Origin of the sequence: Gilliamella sp. wkB308 (assembly GCF_001690185.1) — a bacterium.
GTDB classification, from domain to species: Bacteria; Pseudomonadota; Gammaproteobacteria; order Enterobacterales; family Orbaceae; genus Gilliamella; species Gilliamella apicola_I.
Genome location: NZ_LZGN01000043.1, coordinates 34,301 through 50,365 on the forward strand (window position 1 = coordinate 34,301; position 16,065 = coordinate 50,365).

Here is a 16,065-nt window from a genome sequence, read left to right on the forward strand (position 1 = left end):
GGCGCTATAAAGTGAAAAATATAATGGATATTTTGCTCTCGATAACATGTCGATTAGACGCTTTTTTGCGCTAGAGAAAAATAACATCACTATTTAAAAAATAAACTTAAAGAGAAATCTATGTCAAATTTTCAAGAAAAATTGCAAAAAGGCATGTTTGAAGGTCCAATCATGCCAATAATTATAAAAATAGGAATTCCCATTCTTATTGGTCACTTATTAAATTATGCTTACTTAATAATCAATACCTATTTTATTTCATTGATCAATCCTACTTCTTCAGCCCCGTTGGCGGGAACCGGTCTTTTATTTCCACTATTTTTTGTCTTTGAAGCTATCGCCTCAGGTTTAGCCGTTGGACTCAGTACCACAACTGGGCGATTGATCGGCGAAAAACGATTTAATCATTATCAAAATCTGGGGGTTACAGGTGTCGTCATAGCTTTACTGCTAACCGTGCCATTTATGATTATGTGTTATGCTTTTGGCCCACAAATTATTAATTTATTATCAGGTGATAAATTAAGCCTTGAAGCAACAGTCTATAGCCTACAGTTTTTATATTCATTAGCCCCAGGTTTACTGTTCATAATATTATTACAGATTTATGGCGGTATTCTTATTGGCGAAGGCCTGACATATGTTACTGCAATATCATTTATGATTATGGTAACGCTCAATATCATACTTGATCCGATATTGATATTTGTACTCGATATGGGGGTGGCTGGTGCAGGTTTAGCCACAACAATATCGTTATTTATGGCTTTTACCTATTTAATCCGCTTTATACACAAGGGAAAATCAAGAATTCCGTTAACATTTAACTTTGCTCACTTTAACGGAAAAATTGCCAGAGAAATAATACGGATTGGATTGCCTCAGTTTTTAATGACAGCCTCAACTTATATCATTATCGTTGCATATAACAAAATGATCACCAATACCTTTGATGAAAATGCAATGAATGCATGGACATTGGTTGGGAGAATAGATCAGATTTTAGTTATTCCGATGATTGCTATTGCTGGTGCAATGACGGTCTTTATTTCGCAAAATTATGGACGTAATCAACTTGATCGGATTAAAGAAGCTTTTAATCTAGGCTTAAGAGCAATAATGATACTATGTAGCATCATTGCAGCAGTGTATGTATTACTTTCTCCTTGGTTATTTTCAATATTTACTTCAATACCAGAAGTGATTGTTCTTGCCAGAAAACAAGTGCTAATCGTATCATTTACATTTTGCTTTATGGCAATATCGTGGATAATCGGATCATTCTTTCAAGCGACAGGAAAACCCCTACCTGCGGTAATTATCCTTTATATTAGAATGATCATTATTTTTTCTATAGGACTATATTTAGTCTTTGTTCAAAAAATGGGAATGAATGGCATTTTTATCTCTATGGCACTCGGAAACCTACTTTCATGTTTATGGTCATTTTTATGGGTGAAGAAAAGTCTGAAATCATTAAAATTCAAATCAATTTTGGAATAAGTCACTATGCTATATATTGAATAAAGTGCTATTTCAACGATTTAACTTTTGTCTTTTAGATACAAGTTTTCATTATTTGCTCGACTATTTTTTGATTTGATTATCAGCTAATCGTTTAATTATTTTTGGCATAGAATTCTTTTCCTTTTGGAAAAAAAGAGCATTTTTGCTGACCCGCATTTAAACCCGAAAAAATAGTAAATTGATAGAAAAATTGATAAATGTATATGGATAAGCGGTATACTAAAAAAAATATAAAATACTGATTTATAATCAAATAGAGACGTATAGATACGAGATGAAATGTAAAGTTGGCTCCTCCAACTGGACTTGAACCAGTGACATACGGATTAACAGTCCGCCGTTCTACCGACTGAACTATGGAGGAACACTCGACGGTCAGAATATTAACGATCTATAACGATTATGTCAATCGTTAAAACACGAAATAAAACTAACTGCTCAGTGAGTAAACAAATAATACATCGACTATGTTAAAATAAAAGGCTACGGTAAGAATAGCTAGAGTATGATTTATGAAAAAAAATATTTGTGTATTTTGTGGTGCCAGTGAAGGCAATCGTTTGGAATATCGAACAGCTGCCGAGCTACTTGGTAAAATTATAGCAAAACAAAATCGGCGATTAATTTATGGCGGAGGTAATAAAGGGCTGATGGGTATTATTGCTAATGCTGTTTTAGCTCATGGCGGTGAAGTTATTGGTATCATCCCTGAACGTTTAGTTAAAGCCGAAACTGCTCACCATGGCATTACCCGATTGGAAGTTGTCGACAATATGCATCAACGTAAAGCAAGGCTTGCAGAACTAGCTGACGGTTTTATCGCTATGCCAGGCGGTACCGGCACATTAGAAGAGGTTTTTGAGGTTTGGACTGGTATGCAAATTGGTTATCATGAAAAACCGGTGGCATTATTTGATATTGCAAACTTTTGGCAACCTATGTTGAGTTTTTTAAAGCATGCTGTGCAAGAAGGGTTTATTCGGGAAAATTTTTATAACACATTAATTGTTAGTGATAACACCGAATTTGTGCTGAAACAAATGGACGATTTCGTTCCGAAAGATTTACAACGCTGGGTAAAAAAATAAGTGAATATAAGAAAAACGCCATCTGATGATGGCGTTTTTAGTTGCATATTATTATGCGATAGCTGTTTGCGTTGTTTTTGATTCAGGCTTTTTGATCAATGCGTAAGCAACACCTGCAATGACAGAACCTACAACGATTGATAATAGATATCCCCCAACAGGATTAACTACACCAGGAATTGCTAATGCAAATAATCCGCCATGTGGGGTCATTAATGTTGAACCAAATGCTAATGCCATACCACCAGTGATTGCACCACCAATAATACAACAAGGGATAACACGTAACGGATCACGCGCAGCGAAAGGAATTGCCCCTTCAGAGATAAAACATAAACCCAATACTAACGAAACTTTACCACTTTCTTGTTCTGCTTTAGCAAATTTTCTGCGAGCGATTAGCGTTGCAATACCCATTGCCAATGGAGGCACCATACCACCCGCCATCACAGCAGCCATTGGTGCATAAACATGTGCAGAAATTAATCCCGTACCAAAAGCATAAGCAACTTTATTAATTGGTCCGCCCATATCAGTACACATCATACCACCTAATAATGCACCTAACATAACTGCATTAGCACCATTTATTGTGTTTAACCATAAAGTAACAACATTCATTAACCATGCGATTGGTGTACCAACGACAAATAGCATGACAAGACCTGTAACTAAAGTTACAATAAAAGGAATAATTAGTATTGGCTTTAATGCCTCCATACTTTTTGGTAATGGTAAATATTTAGTGACCGCTAATGTTACATAACCCGCAAAATAACCAATAATAATACCACCTAAAAACCCTGCACCAGTTGAAATGGCAAGAAAACCACCACCTACAATTGGTGAATTGGCAAGAAAACCACCAACAAGACCCGGAGCCAATCCGGGTCTATCAGCAATCGAATAGGAAATATAACCTGCAAGTAATGGCACCATAAGCGAAAATGCTAAATCACCGATACCCATTAAATGCGTTTCTCCAACTAATTTTTGTACACCATCAACAACTTCAGTCGAACCCAAAGCAAATGCAAGTGCTTTAATCAACCCTCCAGCTACTACCATAGGTAGCATATAAGATATACCAGTTAAAAGATGCTGATAAAGACCTTTCTTCTTGTTCCCAGTACTAGCCGATGCTGAAGTTGATGAAGGTTGATAAACCGTTGCCTCTTCGAACGCTTTATCAAACTCTTGTGCAGTCTTTTTGAGCGCTGGGCCGGTTTTAGTTCGATATAATTTTTTACCCGCAAATTTACTTAAATCCACATCGATATCACAAGCGGCAATAACAATGTCTGCTGAGGCGACTTCTTCTGGCGTAAGTTCATTACCAACCCCGACTGATCCACGCGTTTCAACTTTACACCACCAACCACGTTTTTTGGCTTCTTCTTCAATCGCTTCGGCAGCCATAAAAGTATGCGCCACTCCAGTTGGACACGCTGTTACTGCAACAATACGTTTTACAGACGTATTAGAGGTAGGAGCTGAAACACGTTGAGCTGATTGTTCAAAAACAACTGCTTTACTTTGTGCTTCTGTTAGAATTTGTTTTGGGTTGGCAAATAACGCATTAATATCTTCTACCACATAAACTTTTTTACCAATGACAGATTTATCACTAATTTCACCAGTCCCGATAGCAATAATCACATCAGCAGAATCTGAATTATCGGTTACGTTAAAATTCAACGAATTGGCAGCCAATGCGAGTTCCGCTCCGGCTAAACGTCCATTTACAGGACCTGTATTACTACCTTCAATAATATAAATATTCATGCTAACTCCTAACCAGCATTTATTTCAATTTTGCCTAGCATATCAGTTACAGCTTGGCGATCCGAAATACCGACACCCGCTTGTCCAACAGACAAAGCAGCAACACTTGATGCAAATACCAGGGTATCTTTAATCGATTGATTTGTTATTAATCCATACATGATTCCAGCAACCATTGAGTCACCAGCACCGACTGTACTCACTACTTGACATTTTGGTGGTTTAGCCAACCATGCTTCATGTTGAGTCACCCACAAAGCGCCTTTACTTCCTAGTGAAATCACAACATTTTCAACGCCACCTTTTACTAATTCTAACGCTGCTGTTTTAATTTCATCTAATGTCGTTAATTTACGTCCGACCCACATTTCAAGTTCTTTATCATTCGGTTTGATTAACCATGGCTTAGCTTTCAATCCGGCGACTAACGCATCTCGGCTACTATCAAACACCACTTTTGGACAGATCTGTTTAACTTGTTCCATCCATTGTGTAAATTTATCAAGTGATACACCGGCAGGTAAACTGCCACTTATCGCGACCATATCGATATCTTTTAACCATTCAAGAGAACTTGTCACAAAACGTTGCCAATCTTGCTCAGTAATTGTAAAGCCTGAAAAGTTTAGATCCGTCACTTCGCTATTTTCTTCAGTCAATTTGACATTAATTCGTGTGCGACCTTCTACAGTCTGGAATTTGTCAACTACATTTAATGAATTAAATAATAGATTGAAACCATCTCGGTTTTCTTGACCTAAAAAACCACCAACAGTTAATTCTATATCAAGATCAGACAATACTTTAGCAACATTAATCCCTTTGCCTGCGGCAAGTAAAGCATTCGTTTGAACTAAATTCACATCACCCAACTCGACTTTTGGACAAAATCCTAATAAATCATAAGCAGGATTTAAGGTGATTGTTGCAACACGATAAGTCATTATTCTGTTCCCTCACCAAGTCCGCTTTCAATTGCTTTACCAATTGCATCAAGTGCTTGCTCAGCATCATCACCGACCGCAGTAAATTTTAATCGACTGCCTTTTTTGGCTCCAAGTGCAACGATTTTCATTAAGCTGGTAGCACTAACTGGCTCCCCTTTTCCATCAAGATTCGCAACGGTTACTTTGCTATTAAACTCTTTAACCAATTTAACTAATACTGAAGATGGACGAGTATGTAAACCATTTACGTTAGGCACGATAAATTCACGACTTAAAGCATCACTTGAATCCGATGTTAATGGCTCGGATTGGTTAGCTTGTTCTGTTTGAGAATTATCGATAGTTGAAGGCAGGTCATCTGTCATCAGTAAATTGATTAATTTATCCGTGCTTGCTGATAACATCAAATCTAATTTTTCATAAAATGCTAAACGTGCAATACGATCAATAACTTCAGACATCGAATTATCAACAACCGACATCGTGATAAGTAATTTTACCGGTTTATTAGCTTCATTTACGTTGCTTATTGTACGACTAATCACAATCGCATTTTTTAGATTGCCTTCTTTGCTATCGTTCAACCAAATCCCACTTCCTAGATAAGTTGGTTTATTATCCAGCACATGAGTGATAAAAGCCGTATTTACAGCATTTTGTTGTTTTAAACGTGATGCATTTAACGCTTGTAAAGTAGCTAAACTATCAGCATTGATATCCAATAAAAGTGATGATTCATTCATTGAAAATTGGCTGTCTTCTTGTTCTGTTTTTCCGGTTAAAATAGCAAGCGCTTCATCTGCTGTTTTAATATTTTTGATTCGTTCCTCAACACCGTCAGCACCTAAAACATGCGTCAATTGACGAAGTAACTCTAAATGCTCGTCAGAACTAGCGGCGATACCAATAGCGACATAAGCTTTTTCACCATCATCACCCCATTCAACACCTTCAGGAAAACAAAAAACTTGAACACCCGTCTTTTTAACTAAATGACGAGTGGTGGTAGTGCCATGTGGAATAGCAAGGCCAATCCCCAGATAAGTGGCAGCTTGCGCTTCACGTTCAAGCATTCCATTTACATATCCTTCATCGACAAAACCGGCACTAGTTAATGCTGCCGCTACTTTTTTTATCGCTTCTGTTTTATTAGCAGCGTGTTCATTTAAATGTATATCTTCTTTAACTAAATGAAACATAGAATAAATACCTCTGGGTTAAAAATATTGGGTCGACTAAAATGACTCATCTATAAATCCATTTAATGATTTTTATTGAATCGTTTCAGCAATAATGAATAAATTAAAATTATTTATCCAATAAATTATATCTATCAATAACAAATATGTGATCGAGATCTAATTTTTTGATCTTAATTTATTTATTATAAATGCAAAATAGATTTTAGACATTTTTTGTTATTTAGTTACATCATTTTGCTACCTTTAGTGTAATGTATTTTTCATTAATTTCTAAATCATGTATTTCAGCCTTCATAAAACGTTAAACATATCCAAGCAATAACATTATAGCTTTTTTAATAATACATCATGCAACAACCTATGCAGTGACAAGCTTCCGATTTTTTTTATTTTTCGTATTTACTCATGGGTTGACGACTTAAACTGCCACGGTAAATTAATTGTCTTGGGATCATAGTAGTACCTGATTGATAACTTTGCTGATTCAAACAATTTTGGAGTAATGTGATAGTCCGCTCCACTATTTCTTTATGATCTTGGGAGAGTGAAATCACTTTACAGGGCAAAAAATCGAGTAATTCATTATCGCCAAACGTTGCAATAGTTAATGATTCAGGTAAATGACCAAATTTTCTTAATATGGCATCAATTGTACCTTGAAGAAGTGAAAATGAAGTTGCAAAAATACCATTTGGTAATTCATGGTTGCACAACCAATGACTAAAAGCGGTATCAGCATCTTGTCGGCTATAATTATTAGCATATAAAAAATCAATAGTATGGCAATTTTTTAATGTGACTGCTTTAAAACCTTCAAGACGATGCTGACTTACCGATAAATTAGGTAGAGCACCAATATAAATGACTTTGCCTTGAACAAAATGGTTAAATGTTTGGGCAAGTACTTTCGCATCTTGTTTATCTGCACCAACAATATTTCTAAATTTTTTATTCGATAATGTTCTATCTAGTGCAAATAGTGGAATCTTAAAATTTTCCCAATCATCGTAAAACGCATAGTCTGAATCCGTAACAAAAGACGACGAAAGAATTAAAGCGTCCACCCTTCTTTGTTTTAAATGTGCAATGCATTCTTTTTCAATTTCTGGATTATCGTCAGAACAGGATAAAAGTAGTTGGTATCCTTCTTTTCTGACAAGTTGCTCTAAATAACTGGCAATGCGGGTATAACTACTGTTTTCTAAATCAGGGATAATAATACCAATAGTTCTTGTTTTACCTGCTCGAAGTCCTGCAGCAACAGCATTAGGCTGATATTTGTGCTTTTTAACAATTGCCATCACTTTAGCAATAGTTTGATCACTTACTCGATATTTTTTCGCTTTTCCGTTTATTACGTAGCTTGCAGTCGTTCTTGACACACCAGCTAAAAGTGCAATTTCCTCTAACTTCATCACTGTTATCTCGGCAAATGGCGTGTCTTTTTTTTAGCATGGAAAGAAGGAATTAGCAAATATTAATTTGCTTTAACTTATTTATTATTTGCAATATTTTAGGCTTAAATAACATACAACAATCTACATTAATAATATACAGCGATATGTTGTCCTTGGATGGTTTCAATGCTAACCGGCGTATCAAAAATATCTTCTAAAATAGCTGAATTCATAATCTGTGTTGGAGTTCCTTGATAGACCAGTTCCCCATTTTTCATCGCTAAAATATAGTCCGAATAGACTGATGCAAAATTGATATCGTGAATAACAATAACAATGGTTTTACCAAGTTCATTCGCAGCACGTCGTAACTGTTTCATCATCGAAACTGCATGCTTCATATCCAAATTATTTAACGGTTCATCAAGTAATACATATTCAGTATCTTGACAAAGCACCATCGCGACATATGCTCGTTGTCGCTGTCCGCCAGATAACTCATCTAAAAAACGATCTTTAAACTCAGTTAAATTTAAAAAATCCAATGCTCGATGAATATGCTGATAATCATCAGTATTTAAACGCCCTTTTGTATGAGGATAACGCCCGAATCCGACCAGTTCAAATACGGTAAGTCTACTGGTAAAACGATTTTCTTGTCTTAATACCGAAAGATGAGTAGCTAATTTATCACTCGGCGTTTTAAACACATCCATGTCTTGAATTTTAACGTTTCCTTCATCAGCGTTCAAAAGTCGACTTATAATCGAAAGTAAAGTTGATTTTCCAGCGCCATTAGGTCCAATGATTGCCGTAACTCCTCCTTGTGGAATAGTGGCGGTAACATTTTTTAAAACCGAAAGGGTTTGATATTTTTTATTAATCTTATCAATTTGTATCACATCGGTACCTTTTTCAATAATAAGAAGATAAACAAACAACCACCAATAAACTCTATGACGACCGTAATGGCGCCAACCATATTCAAAACATGCTCTAAAAACATTTGACCACCCACCAGAAAAATCACGCCAAGTAAAAAAGCCGTGGGAAGTAAAAATCGATGTTGGCTTGAGCGACTTATGCTATAAGCTAAATTTGCTATCAGTAGACCAAAGAAGGTAAACGGCCCCACCAATGCGGTTGAAATTGCAACTAATATTGAGACTAAAAGTAAAATAATGGTCACGCTTTGATGATAATTAACGCCAAGATTAATAGCGTTATCACGTCCTAAAGCCAAAACATCAAATTGAAAACGCATTCTCCATAAAAATAGTCCGATACATATTGCAATAATGAATGAAAAAATAATTAAAATGGGATCAGCCCGAGTAAACGTAGCAAAAATTCGACTTTGCAAAACAGCAAATTCAGTTGGTGTCATTAACCGTTGTAATAAGTTTGCAAAACTGCGGAAAAGTGTGCCCAAAATAATCCCAATTAATAATACTAAATGAAGATTTTGCTTCAATTTAGTCAATAAACCTTTATATAACAATAGAGAAAATAAGATCAGTAAAAGCGATTCAACGATAAATTTGCCCATAATACCGATGTAAGGAATACCTTGAACATCGATAAAGAAAATGACAATTGTTTGAATTAAGACAAATAAAGATTCAAACCCCATTATCGACGGCGTTAATATGCGATTATGGGTCACGGTTTGAAAAAGGAGTGTGGATGTTGCAGCCGAAAAAGCAACTAATATCATCGTCAACACTATCCACATACGATGAATCAAAATATACTTAATATTCCCTTTAAGATTAAAGGTCATAAAAAAAATGATACAAAGAAGTGCTATACTCAATAATAGCCAAACTCTTTTTTGACTGGAAAGATAGTGTTTTGAACTAACTAACATGTTTTTTTCGACTTAATAATATTAAAAAGATTACAGCACCGACAATACCAAGAATAACACTGACAGGGATTTCAAATGGATAGCGAATTAAACGTCCAATAATATCGCAAATTAATACCAATCCCCCACCAAATAGGCAAACCCAAGGAATCGTTTTACGTACATTATCCCCGAATAACAAGCTGACAATGTTGGGGACGATTAATCCTAAAAACGGTAATACGCCAACCACCACCACAACAATACCGCCAATCAATGCTATGACAATTAGTCCAATTATCATGACTCGACGATAATTAAGTCCCACATTAACCGAAAAATCTCGACCTAAACCCACGACCGTAAACTGATCTGCGCTCCAGCATGCTACCAATGTCAAACCACAAACTAGCCACAATAGTTCATAACGACCTTGCAAAATTCCAGAAAAATCACCTGACTGCCATCCATAAAGCGATTGCAATAGATCATAATACATGGCAAAAAATGTGGTTACAGCACTGATTATCGCGCCTAGCATAATACCAATAAGTGGAACCATTAGTGCTGATTTGAGAACAATTTTATGGGATATTATCATAAAAAGAATCGTACCCATCATCGCAAATAAACTTGCAACCACCATTTTGATCATGACACTTTGTTCTGGCGCGAATACCATCATGATGAGTAAACCAAGACTGGCTGATTGGGTAGTGCCAACAAGGGTAGGCTCCACAAAGCGGTTTTGTGTTAATAACTGCATCACTAAGCCAGCGACACTCATTGCACTACCCGCTAACAATAGCGCTAACGTTCTTGGCAAACGACTGACAAAAAAGATCTGCTGCATATTTGTATTGGTGAAAAGTTCATGTAAATTGACATGCCCTGCACCAATAAACAAACTTATTGCAGTCAAAATTAATAAAATAATGATGCCTGCAATAAAATATAACGACAACTTCATGTTTTTTTATTGATTAGTCGATGATTCTTGTAGTGCTTCTGCTATTTGATCCATTAAACGACTATACGTTTGAATCCCGCCTGCGATATACATCGATGTTGAATCAAGATAAACAATATGATTATGCTGCCATGCTGCCGTTTTTTGAATTAATTCATTATTTAACACTTGTTGTGCTGATTGGGCTTCTTTATTACCAATGGCATTATCTCTATCTAACACAAATATCCATTCGGGATTAGTACTTAAAATGAATTCAGAAGTAACACTATTACCATGACGACCTGCTTCTTGGAAAGAGGTTGCTGGCTGAAAACCTAACACATCAAAAACAAATCCAAAACGAGATTTAGGGCCATATGCAGACATTTTCCCACCATTAATCATAATCACTAATGCTGAACCGGCTGTACTGGTTTTTGGTTTTAGTTGGTCTATTTTTTGATTAAAGTCTTCAATCAATTTAGATGCTTCTTTCTCTTTTCCAAAAATCCAACCTAATTGACGAGTTCGCTCCGTTAAACTTGCTAGGAAGTTATTGGAATCAATATCTAAGGAGATTGTTTTTGCTAATTCTTTCAACTTTGGATAGGCATCAGTTGCTCGTCCACCGGCTATAATTAAGTCAGGGTTGATAGAGCTAAGTACTTCGTAATTTGGCTCAAACAAAGTCCCAATATTAGTATAGGACTTATCACTATATTTAGATAAGAAATCAGGTAAATGAACATTTGATTGTGGCACAGCTGAGACTGGAATATTCAATGCATCAATAATATCAAGAGTTGCAATGTTAAAAACAGCTACTTTTTTGGGAATAGACTCAAAAAGTGCTTCGCCTTGAGCGTGTTTAATTACCAGAGCATCTTTCTTAATATCGGAATAATCTGGTTCTTGGTTATTCTTATTATTATCACACCCAACAACTAACAGCAATACAGCAAACAGCACTGTAATTTTAACTTTGATAAATGAATACATATGAACTCCTAATTATTGTTTAGATAAAAATAACACAAATATAAATAATTCTCATTTGCATTAAATTGTATCTAAAAACAACTCAGTGTTCAATAAACTTTAAAGAATATCAAAAATCAGCGTTAAATGATTAGAAAATGTTTCTTTACATAGCGTTATGTCAAAATTTTATAGATTAATTAGTAAATATCACTGTCATTTTCATTTGAAAACTCTTTTAACTTTCTGGTTAAAGTATTACGCCCCCAACCTAATAAATTTGCTGCTTCTTGTTTATGTCCTCGGGTAAAATTAAGTGCGCAGTTTAATAAAATACGCTCTACTTCTGTCACTGCCTCAGTTAAAATACCTGATTTTCCTGCGACAAGCGATTGTTTAGCCCATTGTTCCAGTAAAAATTGCCAATCCATTGCTACTTGGGAGTCGTTTAATGTCAAACTTATATCATTACGACCAACCGAAATTTTAGGCATCGGAAATTGTAATAGCTCTGGTGGTAAATCTTGCTCTAAGATCTCTTTACTGGAGGACATAACGGTCACCCAACGACAGGTATTTTCTAGCTGTCTTACATTGCCTGGCCAATTGAATTTACATAGAATACTCATCGCTTCGGGACTAAAAACTTTACTTTCAACGCCTAACTCTTTAGCCGTGGTATATAAAAAGTGTTCTGCAAGTTTCGGAATATCTTGAGCACGATCACGTAAAGGAGGCAATAAAATACGGATTACATTTAAGCGATGAAACAAATCATCCCGAAATTTGCCTTCGCGCACTCTTGCTTCTAAATCTTGATGCGTTGCGGCAATAATTCTGACATCAACTTTTACAGGGGAATAACCACCAATACGATAAAATTGTCCATCGGCAAGAACTCGAAGTAACCGTGTTTGAACATCAAGAGGCATATCACCGATTTCATCTAAAAATAAAGTTCCACCATTAGCCTGTTCAAATCGTCCATGCCTGATTTGTGCAGCCCCAGTAAACGCCCCTTTTTCGTGTCCAAACAGTTCCGATTCAATCAGATCTTTGGGAATCGCTGCCATATTAAGTGCGATAAAAGGTGAATGTGATCGAGGGCTATGAGTATGCAGCGCTTTTGCGACTAACTCTTTACCTGTACCTGATTCACCATTAATCAGCACACTAATAGAAGATTTCGATAAGCGTCCAATAATCCGAAATACCTCTTGCATTGAAGGTGCTTCACCTATAATGCCTGTTGATGCTTTTGCCGTAACATGTGTACGTTGATGGTTTTGTACTTGTAAATGTTGAGACTGTGCAATAGCACGTTCAACAAGTTGAATCATTTCATCCACGTCAAAGGGTTTGGGAATATAATCAAAAGCCCCTTTTTGGTAAGTATTAACAGCAGCATCAAGATCAGAATGTGCCGTCATAATAATGACAGGCAAGTGGGGTAATTGTTCTTTGATATAATTAAGTAATGATAGACCATCGATACCTGGCATTTTAATATCAGAAATAAGAACAGCCGGTTTGGGTAGTTGATTGGTCAAAGCTTCGATCACATCTTGACCGTTTGCAAAACTAATACAATTAAAATGTGCATTGGTGAGTGCTTTTTCTAATACCCAACGAATCGAACTATCATCATCAACAACCCAAACATTCATTTTAAATTACCTCATTGTTTGATTGGCAAATAGACAGAAAATTCAGTGTGTCCAGGCCAACTATTAAATTCAATTTTACCATGATGTTGATCGACAATATTATGTGCAATAGAAAGACCGATTCCTGTCCCACCTTCGTAACCGCTTACCATAGGATAAAAAAGCGTATCTTGAATATGAACAGGTACCCCCGGTCCATTATCTTCAATATCAATACGTGCACATAGTCGATAACGTTGTCCATGCAATGTAACTTGAAAGGCAGTTCTCGTTCTGATTGTTATCGTACCTGTTTTAGTACCAATAGCCTGTAAAGCATTTCGCACAATATTTAAAATAACTTGTTCGATCTGCTCTGAATCATGGATAAATTCTGGCAAACTGGGATCATAATCCCGTAAAATAGTCACATTTAATGGTTTTTCGATGCATAATAATGCATAGGTTCGTTCAATCGCTTGATGAATATTTTGTACTTTTTGGTGCAAGCGTTGCTGTGGTCCTAATAACCTATCTACTAGATTTCTTAATCTATCTGCTTGCTCAATAATAATTTGCGTATAATCTTGCAACTCATTTTTCGGTAATTCTCGTGATAATAATTGTGCAGCACCTCGAAGCCCACCTAATGGGTTTTTAATTTCATGTGCTAGCCCTCGCACAAGTTCACGAGCAGCACTTTGTTGAGCTTGTTGTAACTGTTCTTGGCTTAACCGTTTATGATTATTTAAAGGCGCCATTTCAATTAAGATCTGTTCATTACTCAAGGGTTGTGCCGTTAACGATAAGATATGCAATTCATTATTCACAACCAAATTCACTTCAGTATCCGTAAACCCTTGATTTTTGGATAATGAACTTTGCATTAACTCAAAATCTAAAGAATGGTAACTCAATAAATCAGGAAGATAACTGTCTAATAATTTTTTGGGACTTTGTGCTAATAGCTGCTGGGCAGCAGTATTGGCGTAAACAATATTGAGATTTTTATCAAGTAATAAAATACTTGTAATCATCGAGTTGAGAACAAGATCAGCATCAGATTCACTATCAAATGTCATCGTCGGTATTCCGTCCTCATTAAAATCCACCGCTTTACACGGTGGATTAACTGTTTAAATTTTAGATAAATTTATAAACTATAGTAAAGTTCAAATTCAACTGGATGTGGTGTCATACGTACACGATCAACGTCTTGACGTTTCAAATCAATATAAGCATCAATCGTATCATTAGTGAAGACATTACCACGCGTTAAGAATTCACGATCAGCATCTAATGCATTAAGCGCTTCTTCAAGTGAACCTGCCACTTGTGGAATTAATTTAGATTCTTCCGGTGGTAAATCATATAAGTTTTTATCCATTGCATCGCCAGGATGAATTTTGTTAATAATACCGTCTAAACCAGCCATTAACTGCGCAGCAAATGATAAATATGGATTACCAGCTGGATCAGGGAAACGAACTTCAATACGACGTGCTTTCGGGCTAGTCACAACCGGAATACGAATTGAAGCAGAACGGTTACGAGCAGAATACGCAAGCATAACAGGTGCTTCATAACCCGGTACTAGACGTTTATATGAGTTAGTCGCAGGGTTAGTAAATGCATTGATAGCTTTAGCATGTTTAATAATACCGCCAATATAGAATAAAGCCATCTCAGAAAGCCCAGCATATTTATCACCAGCAAATAAGTTAACTCCGTCTTTAGCTAAAGATTGATGGCAGTGCATGCCTGAACCATTATCACCAAACATCGGTTTTGGCATAAATGTCGCTGTTTTTCCATAAATATGCGCTACATTTTGCACAACATATTTATAAATTTGAACTTCATCCGCTTTTTTAGTTAATGTATTGAAACGACAAGCTATTTCATTTTGTCCTGCGGTTGCCACTTCATGGTGATGAGCTTCAACCACTAAACCTAGTTGTTCCATAATTAAACACATCTCTGAGCGGATATCTTGCGATGAATCAACCGGAGGGAGTGGGAAGTAACCCCCTTTTACGCCTGGGCGATGACCTTTGTTACCTTCTTCATATTTAGTACCTGAATTCCAAGCGGCTTCAATATCATCGATATGAACAAAACTACCTGACATCGGTGAACCAAATCGAACATCATCAAATAAAAAGAATTCGGGTTCTGGTCCAAAAATAACGGTATCTGCAATGCCTGAAGATTTTAAAAACTCTTCAGCACGTTTTGCGATTGAACGTGGATCACGATCATAACCTTGTAATGTTGCAGGTTCGAGTACATCACAACGGAGATTTAATGTTACATCTTCAAAAAATGGATCAATAACGGCACTTGAAGCATCAGGCATTAATACCATATCCGATTCATTAATCCCTTTCCAACCAGCAATTGAAGAGCCGTCAAACATTTTACCGTCTTCAAAAAAATCAGCATCAATTTGACTAACAGGTATCGTAACGTGTTGCTCTTTTCCTTTGGTATCAGTAAAACGCAAATCGACAAATTTAACATCATTTTCTTTAATTAGTGTTAATACTTTTTGTATAGACATGTATCTTCTCCGTTGAGGACAAATAATTGATCAGTTCGTAAGGCATTCTTGCCAAGTTATTTTCTTTAATGCAAATATGATGCCAAGTTTTTAGTCACGTTTTTATAGTGAATTTACGGCTTAAATAGTAA

The 16,065-nt window shown here is 36.1% G+C and carries 13 protein-coding genes and 1 tRNA gene; 2 read left to right on the plus strand and 12 right to left on the minus strand.

The features are described 5' to 3' along the window. The first annotated feature begins 120 nt into the window (after window positions 1–120). A complete protein-coding gene (locus A9G10_RS11665; RefSeq protein ID WP_065559681.1) occupies window positions 121–1,503 on the plus strand; it encodes an MATE family efflux transporter in 1,383 nt (460 codons plus the stop codon). Window positions 1,504–1,815: 312 nt separating this feature from the next. On the opposite strand, the gene A9G10_RS11670 is transcribed toward A9G10_RS11665, so the two are convergent. Beyond that, window positions 1,816–1,891: transfer RNA gene (locus A9G10_RS11670), tRNA-Asn, on the minus strand. A gap of 148 nt (window positions 1,892–2,039) precedes the next feature. On the opposite strand from A9G10_RS11670, the gene A9G10_RS11675 reads away from it, so the two are divergent. Next, window positions 2,040–2,615, plus strand: a complete 576-nt coding sequence (locus A9G10_RS11675) for a TIGR00730 family Rossman fold protein (RefSeq protein WP_065559682.1) — start codon at window positions 2,040–2,042, stop codon at window positions 2,613–2,615. Between the two features lie 51 nt (window positions 2,616–2,666). Here A9G10_RS11675 and A9G10_RS11680 read toward each other — a convergent pair whose 3' ends face one another. The 11 genes from A9G10_RS11680 to glnA form a co-directional block, all read right to left on the minus strand. Beyond that, complete coding sequence (locus tag A9G10_RS11680) at window positions 2,667–4,400, minus strand: fructose-specific PTS transporter subunit EIIC (protein WP_065559683.1); 1,734 nt, start codon at window positions 4,398–4,400, stop codon at window positions 2,667–2,669. An 8-nt stretch (window positions 4,401–4,408) separates the two neighbouring features. Continuing rightward, window positions 4,409–5,344, minus strand: a complete 936-nt coding sequence (gene fruK / locus A9G10_RS11685; protein ID WP_065559684.1) for a 1-phosphofructokinase — start codon at window positions 5,342–5,344, stop codon at window positions 4,409–4,411. Further along, on the minus strand, window positions 5,344–6,546 hold the full coding sequence (fruB, locus tag A9G10_RS11690; RefSeq protein ID WP_065559685.1) for a fused PTS fructose transporter subunit IIA/HPr protein: 1,203 nt from the start codon (window positions 6,544–6,546) through the stop codon (window positions 5,344–5,346). The genes fruK and fruB overlap by 1 nt, the downstream gene beginning before the upstream one ends. A gap of 389 nt (window positions 6,547–6,935) precedes the next feature. Next, window positions 6,936–7,964, minus strand: a complete 1,029-nt coding sequence (gene cra / locus A9G10_RS11695) for a catabolite repressor/activator (RefSeq protein ID WP_065559686.1) — start codon at window positions 7,962–7,964, stop codon at window positions 6,936–6,938. A gap of 128 nt (window positions 7,965–8,092) precedes the next feature. After that, window positions 8,093–8,848 (minus strand): iron ABC transporter ATP-binding protein, encoded by a 756-nt coding sequence (locus A9G10_RS11700; RefSeq protein ID WP_065559687.1) that lies wholly within the window; start codon window positions 8,846–8,848, stop codon window positions 8,093–8,095. Further along, a complete protein-coding gene (locus tag A9G10_RS11705) occupies window positions 8,845–9,816 on the minus strand; it encodes an iron chelate uptake ABC transporter family permease subunit (RefSeq protein ID WP_065559688.1) in 972 nt (323 codons plus the stop codon). The genes A9G10_RS11700 and A9G10_RS11705 overlap by 4 nt, the downstream gene beginning before the upstream one ends. Next, complete coding sequence (locus A9G10_RS11710) at window positions 9,806–10,765, minus strand: ABC transporter permease (RefSeq protein WP_065559689.1); 960 nt, start codon at window positions 10,763–10,765, stop codon at window positions 9,806–9,808. The genes A9G10_RS11705 and A9G10_RS11710 overlap by 11 nt, the downstream gene beginning before the upstream one ends. 6 nt (window positions 10,766–10,771) lie before the next feature. Next, window positions 10,772–11,746, minus strand: coding sequence for a siderophore ABC transporter substrate-binding protein (locus A9G10_RS11715; protein ID WP_143426010.1), 975 nt, complete (start codon window positions 11,744–11,746; stop codon window positions 10,772–10,774). Window positions 11,747–11,925: 179 nt separating this feature from the next. After that, window positions 11,926–13,392: a nitrogen regulation protein NR(I) gene (gene glnG, locus A9G10_RS11720; RefSeq protein ID WP_065559690.1), complete on the minus strand. Its 1,467-nt coding sequence runs from the start codon at window positions 13,390–13,392 to the stop codon at window positions 11,926–11,928. Between the two features lie 11 nt (window positions 13,393–13,403). Beyond that, window positions 13,404–14,453 (minus strand): nitrogen regulation protein NR(II), encoded by a 1,050-nt coding sequence (gene glnL, locus A9G10_RS11725; protein ID WP_065559691.1) that lies wholly within the window; start codon window positions 14,451–14,453, stop codon window positions 13,404–13,406. A 71-nt stretch (window positions 14,454–14,524) separates the two neighbouring features. Then, window positions 14,525–15,934 (minus strand): glutamate--ammonia ligase, encoded by a 1,410-nt coding sequence (glnA, locus tag A9G10_RS11730; protein WP_065559692.1) that lies wholly within the window; start codon window positions 15,932–15,934, stop codon window positions 14,525–14,527. Between the last annotated feature and the right edge of the window lie 131 nt (window positions 15,935–16,065).